The sequence below is a fragment of the Cognaticolwellia beringensis genome (assembly GCF_002076895.1).
GTDB classification, from domain to species: Bacteria; Pseudomonadota; Gammaproteobacteria; order Enterobacterales; family Alteromonadaceae; genus Cognaticolwellia; species Cognaticolwellia beringensis.
In genome coordinates, this window is record NZ_CP020465.1 from 713,853 (window position 1) to 730,165 (window position 16,313).

General features: G+C 38.1%; 13 protein-coding genes. 8 read left to right on the forward strand and 5 right to left on the reverse strand.

All coding sequences use genetic code 11. The annotated features are described in order from the left end of the window. Nucleotides 1-121 precede the first annotated feature (121 nt). The gene (locus B5D82_RS02975) at nucleotides 122-700 is read right to left on the reverse strand and encodes a DUF4202 domain-containing protein (protein WP_081149132.1); all 579 of its coding nucleotides are present in this window, start codon (nucleotides 698-700) and stop codon (nucleotides 122-124) included. 249 nt (nucleotides 701-949) lie between these two features. Here B5D82_RS02975 and B5D82_RS02980 point away from each other — a divergent pair, with 249 nt between their 5' ends. Together B5D82_RS02980 and eno are read left to right on the forward strand one after the other, a co-directional pair. Further along, nucleotides 950-2,587, forward strand: coding sequence for a CTP synthase (locus B5D82_RS02980; protein WP_081149135.1), 1,638 nt, complete (start codon nucleotides 950-952; stop codon nucleotides 2,585-2,587). A gap of 135 nt (nucleotides 2,588-2,722) precedes the next feature. Then, the gene (gene eno / locus B5D82_RS02985) at nucleotides 2,723-4,021 is read left to right on the forward strand and encodes a phosphopyruvate hydratase (RefSeq protein WP_081149137.1); all 1,299 of its coding nucleotides are present in this window, start codon (nucleotides 2,723-2,725) and stop codon (nucleotides 4,019-4,021) included. A 202-nt stretch (nucleotides 4,022-4,223) separates the two neighbouring features. On the opposite strand, the gene hmpA is transcribed toward eno, so the two are convergent. Together hmpA and B5D82_RS02995 are read right to left on the reverse strand one after the other, a co-directional pair. Next, the gene (gene hmpA, locus B5D82_RS02990) at nucleotides 4,224-5,405 is read right to left on the reverse strand and encodes an NO-inducible flavohemoprotein (RefSeq protein WP_081149138.1); all 1,182 of its coding nucleotides are present in this window, start codon (nucleotides 5,403-5,405) and stop codon (nucleotides 4,224-4,226) included. A 114-nt stretch (nucleotides 5,406-5,519) separates the two neighbouring features. Next, nucleotides 5,520-5,795 (reverse strand): hypothetical protein, encoded by a 276-nt coding sequence (locus B5D82_RS02995; protein ID WP_245807544.1) that lies wholly within the window; start codon nucleotides 5,793-5,795, stop codon nucleotides 5,520-5,522. 238 nt (nucleotides 5,796-6,033) lie between these two features. On the opposite strand from B5D82_RS02995, the gene norR reads away from it, so the two are divergent. The 6 genes from norR (at nucleotide 6,034) to B5D82_RS03025 (ending at nucleotide 13,995) form a co-directional block, all read left to right on the forward strand. Next, nucleotides 6,034-7,620 (forward strand): nitric oxide reductase transcriptional regulator NorR, encoded by a 1,587-nt coding sequence (gene norR, locus B5D82_RS03000; protein ID WP_081149141.1) that lies wholly within the window; start codon nucleotides 6,034-6,036, stop codon nucleotides 7,618-7,620. A gap of 537 nt (nucleotides 7,621-8,157) precedes the next feature. Continuing rightward, nucleotides 8,158-9,381, forward strand: coding sequence for an ABC transporter substrate-binding protein (locus B5D82_RS03005; protein WP_081149143.1), 1,224 nt, complete (start codon nucleotides 8,158-8,160; stop codon nucleotides 9,379-9,381). A gap of 3 nt (nucleotides 9,382-9,384) precedes the next feature. After that, nucleotides 9,385-12,390, forward strand: a complete 3,006-nt coding sequence (locus tag B5D82_RS03010) for a CHASE domain-containing protein (protein ID WP_081149144.1) — start codon at nucleotides 9,385-9,387, stop codon at nucleotides 12,388-12,390. Beyond that, nucleotides 12,390-12,836, forward strand: a complete 447-nt coding sequence (locus B5D82_RS03015; RefSeq protein ID WP_094122756.1) for a response regulator — start codon at nucleotides 12,390-12,392, stop codon at nucleotides 12,834-12,836. The genes B5D82_RS03010 and B5D82_RS03015 overlap by 1 nt, the downstream gene beginning before the upstream one ends. A gap of 18 nt (nucleotides 12,837-12,854) precedes the next feature. Continuing rightward, complete coding sequence (locus B5D82_RS03020; RefSeq protein ID WP_081149148.1) at nucleotides 12,855-13,619, forward strand: sensor histidine kinase; 765 nt, start codon at nucleotides 12,855-12,857, stop codon at nucleotides 13,617-13,619. Continuing rightward, the gene (locus B5D82_RS03025) at nucleotides 13,612-13,995 is read left to right on the forward strand and encodes a response regulator (protein WP_157673830.1); all 384 of its coding nucleotides are present in this window, start codon (nucleotides 13,612-13,614) and stop codon (nucleotides 13,993-13,995) included. The genes B5D82_RS03020 and B5D82_RS03025 overlap by 8 nt, the downstream gene beginning before the upstream one ends. Before the next feature lie 124 nt (nucleotides 13,996-14,119). On the opposite strand, the gene B5D82_RS03030 is transcribed toward B5D82_RS03025, so the two are convergent. Together B5D82_RS03030 and upp are read right to left on the reverse strand one after the other, a co-directional pair. Further along, nucleotides 14,120-15,385: a uracil-xanthine permease family protein gene (locus B5D82_RS03030; RefSeq protein WP_081149151.1), complete on the reverse strand. Its 1,266-nt coding sequence runs from the start codon at nucleotides 15,383-15,385 to the stop codon at nucleotides 14,120-14,122. A 124-nt stretch (nucleotides 15,386-15,509) separates the two neighbouring features. After that, a complete protein-coding gene (gene upp / locus B5D82_RS03035; protein WP_081149152.1) occupies nucleotides 15,510-16,136 on the reverse strand; it encodes a uracil phosphoribosyltransferase in 627 nt (208 codons plus the stop codon). Nucleotides 16,137-16,313: the final 177 nt, after the last annotated feature.

Sequence of the window (16,313 nt, forward strand, 5' to 3'; positions counted from 1 at the left end):
TACAATCTAAAACTAAAAAACCGAAAGCTATATAAGCTATATAAGAAGGTTTCGGTTCACTTTAAGCGTAAAGCACCGAAAGCTATATAAGAAGGTTTCGGTTCACTTTAAGCGTAAAGCACTAAGCTAATGCTTTACCGACAAGTTTAGCTAAGTGTGGCGGTAACGTTAAGCTCAAGGCTATCTCATGGCCCTGGTCTGACATTTTTCGCCACGTTAATTGCACTATACGAATAATTTTTTCTTCTTTATGCTTAGCCGCAAAATCATCAAAGTAATATTGCAAAAATACTAAACAGGCCACGTCTTCTAATGTTTGGCTTTCACTGTTTGATTTTAAGTCTTCTTTGCGAATAATAGCCGCGGTTGTTTCTGCAGCTACTTCACTGTATCCATGGTCTAACATTAAAGACTTAGCCGTAGCAGCATGGAAAATACCTAATTCTTTACGCCAAGTTAAATACCCTTTTTTACCGTCAGCGAAGTCTGCACGTTTCAAGTGCCAGCGTTTTACGTGTTGTGCGCGTACGGCAATTTGTAAATGCTCGCTGGCATTCGGCCAATACTTTTCCAAACAAGCTGACATATATTGACCGTACAATAACTCTTTCGGGTGGCTTATTCCGTCAACAAGGGTGGTGTTGATATCTGCCGTATTAATGGTGTCGATAGCGAGTAATACGTTTTGTAATTGAGTCATAGGGAATAATTTTTCTTTATTATGAAAAAGTAAAACATTAGTTTACCCCGTTTTTCGAGAGTTACAATAACGCTTTAGAGTAAATATTCACAATTTTAGTGAAAATTTGTGCAACTAGATGCATTGATCATATTGTCGTACACATGGCTTTTCAGTATAATGCTTTCCCGTCCTACTAAATTCATTTGTTTGCCAAAAACCAAATCAATTTAGTGCAAAATTTCTGTTTTTCCTGACTCTGGGTATCGCATGACAACTAGATATATTTTTGTTACTGGCGGCGTTGTATCGTCTCTTGGTAAAGGTATTGCTGCAGCATCATTAGCGGCAATTCTCGAAGCACGTGGTTTAAAAGTTACCATGCTTAAGCTTGACCCTTATATTAATGTTGATCCGGGCACGATGAGCCCCATTCAGCATGGTGAAGTATTTGTTACTGAAGATGGTGCAGAGACAGATCTAGATTTAGGTCACTACGAACGTTTCATTCGTACCAAAATGACCAAACGTAATAACTTCACTACGGGTCGTATCTATCAAGATATTCTAGCGCGCGAGCGTAAAGGTGAGTTTTTAGGTGCTACCATTCAAGTTATTCCTCATATTACTAACGATATTAAACGTCGTGTAATTGAAGGTGCTGAAGGCTACGATATTGCTATGGTTGAAATTGGCGGCACGGTGGGTGATATTGAATCACAACCGTTCTTAGAAGCTATTCGCCAGTTAGGCGTTGAGCTAGGCCGTGAACGTGCAATGTTTATGCACTTAACCTTAGTACCTTATATTGCCGCCGCGGGTGAAATTAAAACTAAGCCAACGCAACATTCTGTTAAAGAATTACGCTCAATTGGTATTTTCCCTGATATTTTAGTTTGTCGAAGTGAACGTGCTATTCCGGCCAATGAACGCGCGAAAATATCACTGTTTACTAACGTTGAAGCAAAAGCGGTTATTTCACTACGTGATGTTGACTCTATTTATAAAGTACCGGCTTTACTTAAAGCGCAAGGCGCTGACGAGTTAGTCGTTAAGCGTTTTGGACTTGATGTACCAGAAGCTGATTTATCTGACTGGGAACAAGTACTGTATAAAGAAGCTAACCCATCGGGTGAAGTCGTGATTGGTATGGTGGGTAAATACACCGAATTACCAGATGCTTATAAATCAGTAAACGAAGCGTTAAAGCACGCCGGTATTAAAAACCAAGTAAAAGTAAAAATTCAATATATAGATTCACAAGATGTTGAATCTAAAGGTGTTGAAGTTTTTAAAGACTTAGATGCTATTTTGGTGCCTGGTGGTTTTGGCGAACGTGGTGTGGAAGGTAAAATTTTAACAGCACAATACGCTCGTGAAAACAAAATCCCATATTTGGGTATATGTTTAGGTATGCAAGTCGCATTAATTGACTACGCCCGCAACGTTGCTGGTTTAACTGACGCACACAGTACTGAATTTTATGCCGAAACACCTCACCCAGTGGTTGGTTTAATCAACGAATGGTTAGATGAAGAAGGCCGAGTAGAATACCGTAATGCTGAATCAGACTTAGGCGGAACTATGCGCTTAGGCTCACAATTGTGTCACATTGTGAAAGGTACCAAGGCATATGACGTATATGGTAGTGAAACAATTTATGAGAGACACCGTCATCGTTTTGAGGTAAATAATAACTACCGAGAACAATTAAGCAAAGCTGGTTTAGTGTTCTCGGGTTTATCTACGGATAAAACCTTAGTTGAGGTGATTGAGAATCCTAATCACCCTTGGTTTATTGCTGGGCAGTTCCATCCTGAGTTTACGTCAACTCCACGCGATGGGCACCCACTATTTACCGGCTTTATTGCTGCCGCTTATCAACATCAAAAGCAGCAATCAAGTTAAACCGAACTAATGAAAACCGTAGCTTATTGTTGCGGTTTTTTTTTAATATAATTATGTATTAACGTACTAAAAATTTAAAATTTCATTTAACGTTTATAACCTGCCATGCGCAGCTAGTAAGGAATAGGGAAAATAATGTCGAATATTAGCAAAATCATCGCCCGCGAAATCATGGATTCTCGTGGTAACCCAACTGTTGAAGCAGACGTTTATCTAGAATCTGGTGCATGGGGTCGAGCTGCAGCTCCTTCTGGCGCATCAACAGGCTCTCGTGAAGCACTTGAGTTACGTGACGGAGACAAAGCACGTTACTTAGGCAAAGGTGTTTTAAAAGCCGTTGCTGCTGTCAACAATGACATTGCTAACGCGCTTAAAGGCAAAAGTGCTTTAGATCAAGCAAACATCGATCAAATCATGATTGATTTAGACGGTACAGAAAACAAAGAAGTTTTCGGTGCAAATGCCATTCTTGCTGTTTCATTAGCGAACGCGAAAGCCGCCGCAATGGAAAAGAAAGTCCAATTATTCGAGCATATTGCTGATCTTAACGGCACACCGGGCCAATATTCACTTCCATTACCGATGATGAACATCATCAATGGTGGAGAACATGCCGATAACAACGTTGATATTCAAGAATTCATGGTGCAACCTGTTGGCGCGAAAAGCTTTAAAGAAGCACTACGCATGGGCGCTGAAATTTTCCACGCGCTAAAAAAAGTATTGTCGGCAAAAGGTTTGAATACTGCCGTTGGCGATGAAGGTGGATTTGCACCTGATTTAGCTTCAAATGCTGATGCTTTAGCGGTAATCAAAGAAGCTGTTGCGGCGGCGGGTTACGAATTAGGTAAAGACGTAACATTAGCAATGGATTGTGCTGCTTCTGAGTTTTATGATGCAGATAAAGGTATTTACGATCTTAAAGGCGAAGGTAAGCAATTCACTGCTAACGAATTCTCTGATTTCTTAGCAACACTTTGTGAAGAGTACCCAATAATTTCAATTGAAGACGGCTTAGACGAGTCAGATTGGGACGGATTTGCCTACCAAACTAAATTACTCGGCGATAAAGTTCAAATCGTTGGAGATGATTTATTCGTCACCAACACTAAAATTCTAGCGCGTGGTATTGAAAACGGTATTGGTAACTCTATCTTAATCAAGTTCAACCAAATCGGAACATTAACTGAAACGTTAGCGGCGATTAAAATGGCGAAAGATGCTGGTTTTACGGCAGTAATTTCTCATCGCTCAGGTGAAACTGAAGATGCGACTATCGCTGATTTAGCGGTAGGAACAGCGGCAGGTCAAATTAAAACCGGTTCTTTATGTCGTTCTGACCGTGTTGCTAAGTACAACCAATTGTTACGTATTGAAGAATTCCTAGGCGATAAAGCTATATTTAATGGTTTATCTGAAGTTAAAGGCCAATAACGTTAAATTTATTGCGTGTTGTCACTATGACGGCGTCAGCTGTACTTAACGACACTTGTCAGCTCCGTGCAGCTTCCTTGTCGTAGCACCTCACGCTGCTAATTTAAGCGTTATTATTCGCGAGTTAAAACCACTCATTTGAGTGGTTTTTTTATCTTGAGTTACTCCGTCAACCAAGCAACTTATCTGGTTAATCGAAAAATTATAACGTCGCGTGTGGGCCAAACACTTCGTAGTGAATATTGCTTTCTCCCACCCCTAGCTTTAATAGTTGCTGTTTAGCAAATTGCATAAAAGCGATTGGGCCACATAAGTAGAAGTTGCCTTTTTCAGTCGGTAAATCAACAGATGTTAAGTCCATCATACCTTTGCTGACATGGCTTTGTTGGACATCTTCATTTCTATACCAAATATTTTGTTGCCAGTTATTATTGCTGACTAACTCATGAGTACGCTGTGAAAATGAATGTTGTGTACTGTCTTCACAAGCATGCAGAAAATGAACTGATTGGTTATGTTTACGCTCAGCTAATGTTTCTAACATGCCTTGCATTGGCGTAATGCCGACACCGGCAGAAATAAGTACTGTTGGTGTTTCACGATCAATGAAGAAAAAGTCTCCCGCTGGCGCATAAAGCTTTACTTCGTCACCGACCTTAATCGCATCGTGTAAATAGTTAGACACTTTACCCGGCACACCTTGCTGTTCACGTTTTACGGAAATACGGTAACTTTTGCCATTGGGCTTGTCTGACAATGAATATTGGCGAATTTCTTTGTAATCATTACCTGTCGGTTGAACTTCAAGGCCTAAATATTGGCCTGGTGTAAAATCGATAACCGCTTGTTGGTCAACAGGGGCAAAAATAAAGCTTTTAACAAGAGCCGACTCGATCACAGTGTCAATAACTTTAAAGGCTCTGGCGCCTTGCCAACCGCCAAGCTCTGCTGAACGTTGCTGGTATAACTCTGCTTCTCGATTAATAAATATTCCCGCTAAAAATTGATATGCATTTGTCCAAGCAGCTTCTACATCTGGGGTAAATGCTTCTGTGGCCAATTCGCGTAGCGTTTCAATTAAGTGGTGCCCGACAATAGCGTAATGATCTGCTTGTATATTAAAGCTGGTATGCTTTTGTGCGATACGTTCAACTGCTGTAGTTAATGCGCTTAAGTTTTCAATATTTTTTGCATAAGCCGCTATTGCTTCAAACAAGGCAACTTGCTGTCTACCCGTTTTTTGATTTGACATATTAAAAATATCTTGTAACTCCGGATTATGAGTGAACAAGCGTTGGTAAAAATGTGACGTTAATGCCGAACCGGCATTCTCTAATAATGGGATCGTACTTTTAATTATTTCGATGTGTTGATCAGTTAGCATTATTGCTCCTAAATTAACTGAATATAATAGATGTTAATGAGATTTTTATAAAACCTCATAAGGCGATTCAATGTTGCTTTCGTTGTTTAAACTCGATATTTCATATTTACTAGGCTAAAAATTTTTGTTACCAAAACCGTGTAAGGCGACGCAGCGCAATACATAACCAAGCTTTAACGCACCAGCAAAAACAATGGTGGCGATATGGGCAAAAATTTGCACCGACATAGCGACGTAATTATCAAATACAAAAGTAACGGTAATACTGAGCGTAATTACAATGAAAGAGAGCAGCATCATACTGTTACCTAAAATTAAGCATTTTTGATAATTTAGCGCGTCTTTAACTTCGGGTAATTGCTCGGCGATGGAAAATTGTGCGTACATCATTAACTCCTATAAATATCACTATGTAGCAATATAAATTTGTCCTGACGAAAGAGCTTAACTTTTATTACTATGCGAATACCTAGAGATATAGCAAGGTAAGTGCCAATGTATATAGTTGTTTATTATTAGAAGCTTATGAAGTTACTGTGTTTTATGTTGTCATAATGACTATCCTTATTTGTGGTCTAAAAGACTCTTACGTGTTATTTTTATTTGTGTTTTAAGTGGGAGCTTATTTATGAGTCAAATATCATCTACAGCGATTATCGAATTAGCGTTAGATTTAGCCAGTAGCCTTAACAGCAAAGATAGGTTTGATCGCTTGCTAGATACCGTGCGTAAAACCATCAATTGTGATGCTGTTGCTTTATTATCGTTTCATGGCGATATTCTCACGCCTATCGCGCTGCAAGGATTAAGCAGAGACACCATTGGCCGGCGTTTTATTGTCACAGAACACCCTAGGTTCAATGTACTTTGTCAATCTAAACAACCGATTCGTTTTGCTGCAGACTCACCATTACCAGACCCTTACGACGGTTTACTTATCGATCGTGAAGATGACTTACCTGTGCATTCATGCATGGGGTTGCCTTTATACTATGAAGACAAGTTGTTAGGCTTATTAACCATAGATAGCCTAACACCACATCAATTTGAAGATATTTCTGAGCGCACGTTAATCGTGATCTCTGCTATAGCTGCGGCAACATTAAATACGGCATTTTTGATCGAACAATTAGAATCTCGTGCAGATCACTCGCAGCGTGTGGTAGCAGAATTAACGGAAGAAGCTTGGCGGCGTGATGGTGGCGAGCTCATCGGTGAAAGCCAAATTATGCAACAACTTAAAGAAGAATTAACGATTGTCGCTAATTCAGACTTTAACATTTTAATTTATGGTGAAACTGGCGTAGGGAAAGAGTTGGTCGCTAGAACTCTGCACCATAAATCACCTCGTCAACATGGCCCATTAGTCTATGTTAATTGTGCTGCGTTACCGGAAAACTTAATTGAAAGTGAATTGTTTGGTCATGTTAAAGGTGCCTTCACCGGTGCGGATAAAGATCGCGCGGGTAAGTTTGTATTAGCTAATGGCGGTACTTTATTTTTAGATGAAATTGGTGAGCTACCATTGGCGGCGCAAAGTAAAATATTACGTGCTATTCAAAGCAATGAAATTCAGCCAGTAGGGCAAGATAAAGTAGAGCAAGTTGATGTTCGGATTATTGCTGCCACTAACAGAGATTTAAAAGCTGAAGCTGAAAGCGGGCGCTTTCGTGCCGACTTGTATCATAGATTAAGTGTCTACCCTATTCGAGTGCCAAAACTACAAGAGCGGGTCGGTGATGTGCAAATATTAAGTGGTTATTTTGTCGAAAAAACCAAACGAAAACTCGGTGTAGTACAACTAAAAATAACGGCTGAAGCGATCAAACACCTTGAACAATATAATTGGCCAGGCAATGTTCGAGAGTTAGAGCATGTGGTTAGTCGAGCAGCATTAAAAGCTCGCGCAAGGCAAAAAGGCAAAGCTATTATAGCGATAGAAAAACAAGATTGTGGGGCGTTAATAAATCTCCAATCAGCGCAGCAAGAAGAGGGAAAAACAACAGTCAAAGCCGTTACTAATATTAGCTCAGTGCAAGCTGATATTAATCTGCGTGCTGAAACTGAGCAATTTCAGCGTCAGTTGATTAAGCACGTGCTCTTGCAAGAAAATGGCAATTGGGCGGCAACCGCAAGAAGGTTATCAATTGATCGAGCTAATTTAAATCGTATTGCTAAAAGGTTAAATATTAAAGTGATTAAAAGTATTATTTAGCTCAACAAATAAGCCATAAATAGACTGAAAAATGCACAGGTTCAAACGAGAGTTAGACTTTTTAATTGATACTTTTAGTTTTAACGCTAAGGCCCTTATCTTACTTTGTGTCTCGGTAGACTTTTAAGTCAAAGTTTCATCGATGACCATAATGTTAAATCACAGGCTTTTTTCTGCGTTTGTTATTCACTAATATTATGACTATATTGTTGTTAAGTCTAAAATTTGTATTGATGTTAACTTTGTTACAAATTTAACAAAAAATAGTGTAAGTTGACGTATAAAAGTTATTATTAATTTAATTATAAAGTCAGTTGGAATGATGATATCACTCAGTTCCAGTTAATATCGAAGTCCATATAAACAGTACTTTGACGAGTGTAAACAAAACACAAAGAACAAAGAACAAGTTTTATAATTTTATAAACATGTATTGTGATAAAGCGAATAAAAAGTTGTCCACAGTAGCTTCCGTATTGAAGGCGACTTTAAATCAATACTAGGTTATTAATGAAATAGACTTTTACAGAGAGACGAATGAATAAAATAATTAAAAATTTTGTATTACTCATATCAACCGCAATGTTTTCTCTGCACGCTGAAGATAAGGTTTTATTTGTCTACCAAGATGCCGATCTCTCTAATCATATAGAGTCTTCACTGGCTATACAAAAGGGTATTGAGGTTGCTTTTAGCGAAATTAATAATGAAATAGCGGGTTATAAAATTGCTTTTAAATATTTAGATCATCGCGGCAATGTCATTAGAAGTAAGCGCAATTATCAGAAGTTTTTGGCCGACCCTAAAGCGCTAGTTATCTACTCGGGTATTCATTCACCACCTTTAATTAAAAACCGCACATTTATCAATGAAAATAAAGCCCTTACGCTTATTCCGTGGGCCGCAGCTGGCTACATAACGCGCTATCCATCAAAAGAAAACTGGCTGTTCAGATTGTCGGTTGACGATAGCCGAGCTGGCGCAGTAATTATTGATTACGCCATGGAGCAACAGCAGTGTAAAAATCCACATTTATTACTTGAAAAAACGCCTTGGGGCGATGCAAATTTAACAACCATGTCTAATGCACTAAAAAGTCATGGTATTAATAGGCATAAAACAACGCGTTTTAGCTGGAGTATAAAAGCGAAAGGTGCGGCTATAGTACTCGATGAAATTGTCAGTGCGGGTAGTGATTGTATTGTGTTGGTCAGTAATGCCGTTGAAGGTGCGGTGATAGTCAATGAAATGCTTAAACTTCCCAAAGAACAACGTTTACCCATTGTTAGTCACTGGGGACTTACCAGTGGTAATTTTCATGAAATAATTCCTTATGAAAACCGAAAAGAACTGGCATTAAATTTTATCCAGTCTTGTTTTTCCTTTACTGATGCGCAACAAAGCCAATTTTCTGAAAAGGTATTTGCCCAATTAGTGGCTCAATCGAAAGGTACGATAACTAAGCCAGCTGATTTAAAATCAGCCGTTGGTTTTATCCATGCTTACGACCTCACTAAGTTATTGATTCAAGCAATAAAGCAAATCGTACTTACTGGCGATATTGGTAAGGACAGAAATGCCATACGCTTAGCGTTAGAGAATATAGATGTTCCTATTCAAGGGCTCGTTAAGACTTATAGAAAGCCATTTTCTGAATTTAATCCACTAACTAATATTAATGCTCATGAAGCGTTGAACCCTGAGAATTATTGTATGGCTAAATTTGGTGAAAATGACGAAATTTTAATTTTGAATGAATAAATAATGAAACTAATTAGTCAATTTACTCAAAAGAATTCAGCACTTAAAAATTTTACGATCTTTGCGGTCAGTTTGTTTTTATTAATCATGTTTATTAGTGCCTTTTTTATTGTGCCTAAATTCAATTACTTATTGGATAATCAACATCAACAAGATGTTCAAAATGAGCTGGCACTAGAAGCTGCATTGTTTACCCGATTTGTCGTTAGTCAGCAAACGACTGTGCAAGATTTAGCTGCGTATCCGATATTAGCAGCTGCTGTTATGTTAGGAGAGGTAAACGATCTTGCCATAATTGATTTATTTGAGAACTCTGTTATTAGCGGTGAAAAAAGTCGACTTGTATTGCAAGATATTGCTGGCGATATTGTTATTAAAACAGATAATAAACTCTATGGTGATTACTCAAATAATCAGCAGTGGTTAGAGCAATTGTTGCAGGGTGCAACTGCTTATCACTTTCAGTTATTGCGACAAAATAACGCAGCGTTAACTTTTAGAATATCCGTTCCTGTACTTTATAACAGTTATATTGAAGGGGTATTGAGCAGTGAAATTACTGTGCCGTTAAAAGACATATTTGTTACGCAAAATTTTAAGGAAAACGTAGCATTTAGACTAACTCAAGACTCAGTAAGGATTAATACTAGCACTGAGAATATTGAAATTTATCGTGAAAACTCATTAACATTACCAGATACAAATATTCTTTTTACTTATATTACCGATGATAGCTTAATTTACAATGGTAAACGTGAGCTACAAAATACCATATTATTAGTTTTATTGATTAGTTTTACGCTTTCGTTTTTATTGTTTGCTGGACTAAATTACAGAGGTTTAACTCGAAGTGAAGGGAATGCTAAAGTTAAATTAGCTGGCTGGAAAGTCTACAGTATTCCAATTTTTGTTGGTGTTATTGGTGTCGCAGCTAGCATCTCTGCTTTTATGATCGAATCAAACCTCAACAGATCTGCTATTGAAAAAGATCTCATTTTCAAAAGCAAAGAAAAAGTTAAAACCATTAGTAAAAGTATTGATTTAAATTTACAAATATTAGATGCCGTTAAAGCATTCTATAACGCCTCTGATTATGTCAGTCGTCAAGAGTTTAATGCATTTGTGACGCCATTAATGAGTAACTATAAGAATATAAAAGCAATAGAATGGGTGCCTTATATTACGCATGAGCAACGCCAAGCGTATGAACAACAAGCCAGAACTGACGGGATAATTGATTTTACGCTTACAGAAATAAACGCTACAGGTAATATGGTATTAGCTAACGAACGCGACAGTTATTTACCGGTATATTACGTTGAGCCTCTTGAGGGTAATGAAAGAGCTATGGGATTAGATAATGGAGCAAATATAGAACGATTAAATACCATTAACAAGGCCAAAAATAGTACTGACAAAATTGCTACCGGAAGAATAAACTTGGTACAAACCACTGGTGAGGCAGCTGATATACTTGTTTTTAATGCTGTTTTTGACCAAAAATCAGTAGGTGGTGAGGACGATTCAACATCAAGTTTTCTTGGCCTTGCCGTACTGGTTTTAAATGTCGGCGATATTGTTGCAGATACGGCGATGGAAGATAAAGGCAGTTTATTTTTGTATGTCGAAGATATCACAGAAGCTGATAATATCGAGCCCCTTTATGGCAATTTGGCAGGTGATAGCTGGTTTTCTCATAGTGAAATTATAACGGTTGCTGGCAGAAGTTGGCATATTAAAACACATACTAATACGACAAAAACGCCGCTGATGCTTTCAGCTTGGCTATTGCTGATTGCCAGTTTAGCTGTAACTGCTTTGATAACATTTAGTATCGCGCATCTTATTCGTCGACGTGAAGTGGTTGAACAGCTTGTTGTTAGCAGAACCGTTAGTTTAATAGAAAGCGAAGAGCAACATCGCGCGGTAGTTGAAAATGCAGTCGATGGTTTGTTAACGATTAACGAAATCGGCGTTATTGAAAAGTATAATCGTGCGGCAGAACGCATTTTTGGTTATACAGCCGATGAAATTATTGGTCAGAATCTTAAAGTACTGATGCCTGAAGGCGATCATGAATATCAAGATTCTTACATGGAAGATTATCGTGATACTGGTGTTAAAAAAAATATAGGTACAGATCGCAAGGTAAAAGGTCGACGAAAAGATGGTTCTATCTTTCCGATAGATCTTTCTGTTAGTGAGATGGCCATTGGTAATACTAGAAAACTGAGTGGTATAGTTAGAGATGTAACTGAACGAGTGAAACTCGAAAAGGAGCGCGAAAAATTTATTGATAAACTAACCGACTCTAATGAAGAGTTAGCGCGATTTGCTTATGTTTGTTCACATGACTTACAAGAGCCTTTAAGAATGGTACGCAGTTTTTCTGAACTGTTACAAGAGCATCTAGCTGATAGCTTAAAAGATGATGCTAAAGGTCAAAAATATTTTAGCTTTGTTATTGATGGGGCTGCCCGCGCACAATTATTGATCACAGACATACTCTCTTACTCAAGTATAAGTAGTGACACACAAATGTTTGAAAATGTAGATATTGAAGGGATTGTGACTATGATTAAAAAAGACCTGCTTGATCCGTCAACAGGCAAAAAAGGCGAGATAACTTTTGATCCGCTACCTATACTACAAGGTAATAAAACGCAGTTATTTCAATTATTTCAAAATTTATTAAGTAATGGTTTAAAATATCAAAAATTAGACGCCACGCCTCATGTGCATATCGGTGTTGAAGAAAGTGATACACATTGGCTGTTTATATTTAAAGATAATGGCATTGGTATGGAAGAACGACATTTAAGGAAAATATTTGAAGTTTTCAAACGCTTACATGGAAAAAAGCAGTATGCCGGTACGGGTGTTGGCCTTTCTATATGTAAAAAAGTGGTAGAGCGTCATGATGGCGTTATTTGGGTTGAGTCTGAGGTAAACGTAGGGTCAACTTTTTATGTGAAATTATTAAAACTAACAGAATTAGAGGAAATATAATGACACAGGGTGTTCGAATAGCGGAAATATTATTGGTTGAAGATAATGAAGGTGACATAGAGCTAACACGAGTAGCTTTTGAAGACGCCATATTTCGCAACAATCTGCATATTGCTGAGGATGGCGATATCGCATTAGACTATTTGTTTAAACGCAATGGCTATGAAGGTGCTGTTGCGCCTGATATTATTTTGTTAGATTTAAACTTGCCAAGCACTGACGGGAAAGAAGTGTTGGAAATAATTAAAACAGATCCATTACTTAGAAGAATTCCCGTTATCGTTTTAACTAGTTCAGAAGCTGATAAAGATGTTTTTGAAAGTTACGATTTACATGCTAATTGTTATATTGTTAAACCGGTAAGTGCTAGTAAGTTTATGAAAGTTGTTAAGGATGTCGAAATTTTTTGGGGTGATATTGTATGTTTGCCAACCAGTAATGGCTAGGCAAAACAAGGACGAATAATGAGTGCTAAGTTAGAGAATGAACTAGAAAATCAACTTGCATGTGAACTAGATAAAGTGAAGCAAGAGTTAGCCGAGCTCAAAGCAGAGTACGAAGAGTTTGTTTATATTGTTTCACATGACATTAGTGCGCCTTTACGGCAAATAGAAAGTTTTTCTGAAATTATTGTCAGTAAACATGGTGACAGTTTTGATGAGAAAACTAAACGTCACTTTGACTTGATAAAAAATGGCTCAACTCAAGCAACACAAATTATGAATGCTATTAAAAGCTATTCTCGATTAAATACTAGGGCTAAGCCATTCACTTCATTTAATAGTAATAAAATAGTAGCAAAAGCTTTAGATAACTTATCATCATTGATAACTAAAACAGGTGCATCAATTACCTGTGCAGATTTACCCACAATGATTGGTGATGAGGAACAAGTTACTTTGCTGTTTAAATGTCTTATTGAGAATGCGCTAACTTATCAGCTTCCAGACAATAAGCCTGTTATTTCAGTCAGTACCAGTGATGATAAGCATTATTGGCATTTTAGGATAACTGATAATGGTATCGGCGTCCCTGAAAACTTGACGGTAAAAATATTTAAAGTTTTAAGAAGAGGCGTTTCCAGCAAAAAATATCCTGGTTTAGGCATGGGATTGGCAATAGTAAAAAAAATATTACAAAAGCATCATGGCGATATCAGTGTAGCCTTAAATAATGACCAAGGCGCAGCTTTCTCCTTTAAAATTGCCAAGGACTTACCTAATGAGTGAATTTATAAATATTCTGTACGTTGAAGACAATGAAGGTGATGTTGAATTAATGAGAATGTCGATAGACAGATATTGTGCTTCGTTGAACATTGTTTTGGATGTAGCAGAAACGGTTGCAGAGGCAAAAGTAATATTTCAGCACGGCAAGCATGTTATTGCGCTTATTGATTGGAATTTACCGGATGGTGAAGGTATTGATGTGTTGAAATTTATCCGTGAAATGCACGAAGAATTACCTGTTTTTCTATTAAGTGGAGTGATTACTGCAGATCATATAAAAGCCACAGAAAAATATAAGCCAACAGCATGCCTTGAAAAAGATTATGGAAAACCATTTTTTGCCGCATTAGAAAAGAGCATTTTATCAATTAATTAAAGCACTTTAGTTAGTAAGCTTCTCACTAAAGTTAGCTATCAACCCAATTAGCTTTTACAAAAATCATCTTAAAAGACCTGTGCAAGATGGTGTTCAGGTCTTTTAATTTACAGCTGCTCTAACACTAAGCTTTTGTCTCTTCTTTAGGTAAAAGTAAGTTCAAACCTATAGCGACTATCGCACATAAGCTAATACCTTGAATGCTAAATCCACCTAAGTTTAATGCCATTCCACCAATACCAAAAACTAATACCACGGCAAAAATAATGAAGTTTCGCGGTTGGTCAAAATCAACTTTCGCTTTCACTAAACTACCTAAACCGACACTGGCAATTAAACCAAATAATAGCATCATAATACCGCCCATTACGGCACCGGGAATGGTATGTAATAAAGCACCGAGTTTACCAACAAAGGCCATAATAATAGCCGTGCAAGCAGCCCAGGTCATAATTCTAGGGTTAAACGCTTTAGTGAGCATCACCGCGCCGGTAACTTCAGAGTAAGTAGTATTTGGCGGGCCACCTAACATTGAAGCGGCAGTTGTCGCGATGCCATCGCCAAATAAGGTGCGGTGCAAGCCAGGCTTTTTAATATAATCTTTACCGGTTGCTGAACCAATCGCTAAAATATCACCGATGTGTTCAATGGCAGGAGCAATGGCAATGGGCAACATGTATATAATGGCCTGCCAATGAAATTCAGGTGCGGTAAATTTAGGGACGGCAAACCATGCGGCATTTTGTACCGGCGTAAAATCGATAATACCGTGATAAAGCGATAATACATATCCAACTACAATGCCTGATAAAATTGGCATTAAGCGCATAAAACCTTTACTGAACGCAGATACTAAAAGGGTAGTTAGTAGAGCCGGTAATGAAATACTTAAGGCAAGTGAATGGTCAATTAATTGTACTGCGCCATCACCGGTGCGACCTAAAGCCATATGAACGGCAACGGGCGCAAGTGATAAACCAATAACCATTATAATGGGGCCAGTAACAATAGGCGGTAGGTACTTACTAATAAAGCCAACACCACGGGCTTTAATCAAGCCACTAAAGCAAACATACACAGCCCCAACAACGGCGAGAGCACCCATAGTTGCCGGAATGCCCCAGGTTTGTGTGCTGTACATAATAGGGGCAATAAAAACAAATGAAGACGCTAAAAATACTGGTACTTGGCGCTTTGTTACCAGTTGGAATAACAAAGTACCTATACCTGCGGTACACAAAGCCACGTTTGGGTCTAAGCCAGTGAGCAAAGGCATTAAAACCAAAGCACCAAAAGCGACAAATAGCATTTGGGTACCGGTAAGCACTTCTTGAAAGAGTGACTGATTATTATGAACTACACTTTCTACTAGGTTATCTTCTTTATTCATATTTTACTCAATAAAACTGCCAGCAAGCTGGCAGTATAGTGGTGCTTTTAAGACATTTATTACTGTGTTTATCGCGACAGAAATATTTCCAAACTACTGCAAAATGCAGGCGTAGATATATTTACTATTTAGTGCCGAAAATTTTATCTCCAGCATCCCCCAAACCTGGCAATATATAACCAGCGTCATCTAAGCGGTCATCGACAGAGGCGGTATAAAGATCAACATCAGGATGTGCTTTCTGTAATGCTGCAATACCTTCTGGCGCAGCCACTAAAACTAGCGCTTTGATATTTGTTGAACCGCGTTCTTTTAATAAGTCGATAGTTGCTACCATTGAGCCACCAGTGGCAAGCATTGGGTCAATCACAAGCGCTAGACGCTCTTCAATTTGTCCGGCTAACTTTTCAAAGTAAAACACAGGTTCGAGTGTTTCTTCATTACGGTACATGCCAACAACTGAAATACGAGCGCTAGGAATAAGCTCTAAAACACCGTCCATCATGCCCAAACCCGCACGTAAAATAGGCACAACGGTAACTTTTTTACCTTTAATTTGCTCGACTTGAATTTCGCCATTCCAGCTATCTATGGTTTTAGTTTCTAATTCGAGGTTTTTAGTTGCTTCATAAGTTAATAAGCAACCCACTTCAGAGGCAAGTTCGCGAAAGCGCTTGGTACTTATATCGGCTTCACGCATTATGCCGAGTTTGTGTTTAATTAGGGGATGTTTTACTTCAATTACGCTCATTTTTACTCCAAAACTTGCTGAAAACTATTTTTTATATTATACCGAAAACACTTGAAAATGCTTGCTTGAGTTATAAAAAAATAATGATTTAAACACATTTTTTAGCGGCTAGAAAAAACTTAGAGTTTACGACTATCTAACTGAGCTAGTTGTTTCAACTATCGTTACTCACTATTT

Coding starts and splice junctions, on each gene's coding strand:
- eno (WP_081149137.1), top strand. CDS start 2,723: ATGTCGAATATTAGCAAAATCATCGCCCGCGAAATCATGGATTCTCGT.
- B5D82_RS02980 (WP_081149135.1), top strand. CDS start 950: ATGACAACTAGATATATTTTTGTTACTGGCGGCGTTGTATCGTCTCTT.
- B5D82_RS03015 (WP_094122756.1), top strand. CDS start 12,390: ATGACACAGGGTGTTCGAATAGCGGAAATATTATTGGTTGAAGATAAT.
- B5D82_RS03020 (WP_081149148.1), top strand. CDS start 12,855: ATGAGTGCTAAGTTAGAGAATGAACTAGAAAATCAACTTGCATGTGAA.
- upp (WP_081149152.1), bottom strand. CDS start 16,136: ATGAGCGTAATTGAAGTAAAACATCCCCTAATTAAACACAAACTCGGC.
- B5D82_RS02975 (WP_081149132.1), bottom strand. CDS start 700: ATGACTCAATTACAAAACGTATTACTCGCTATCGACACCATTAATACG.
- B5D82_RS03025 (WP_157673830.1), top strand. CDS start 13,612: ATGAGTGAATTTATAAATATTCTGTACGTTGAAGACAATGAAGGTGAT.
- B5D82_RS03005 (WP_081149143.1), top strand. CDS start 8,158: ATGAATAAAATAATTAAAAATTTTGTATTACTCATATCAACCGCAATG.
- B5D82_RS03030 (WP_081149151.1), bottom strand. CDS start 15,385: ATGAATAAAGAAGATAACCTAGTAGAAAGTGTAGTTCATAATAATCAG.
- B5D82_RS02995 (WP_245807544.1), bottom strand. CDS start 5,795: ATGATGTACGCACAATTTTCCATCGCCGAGCAATTACCCGAAGTTAAA.
- hmpA (WP_081149138.1), bottom strand. CDS start 5,405: ATGCTAACTGATCAACACATCGAAATAATTAAAAGTACGATCCCATTA.
- B5D82_RS03010 (WP_081149144.1), top strand. CDS start 9,385: ATGAAACTAATTAGTCAATTTACTCAAAAGAATTCAGCACTTAAAAAT.
- norR (WP_081149141.1), top strand. CDS start 6,034: ATGAGTCAAATATCATCTACAGCGATTATCGAATTAGCGTTAGATTTA.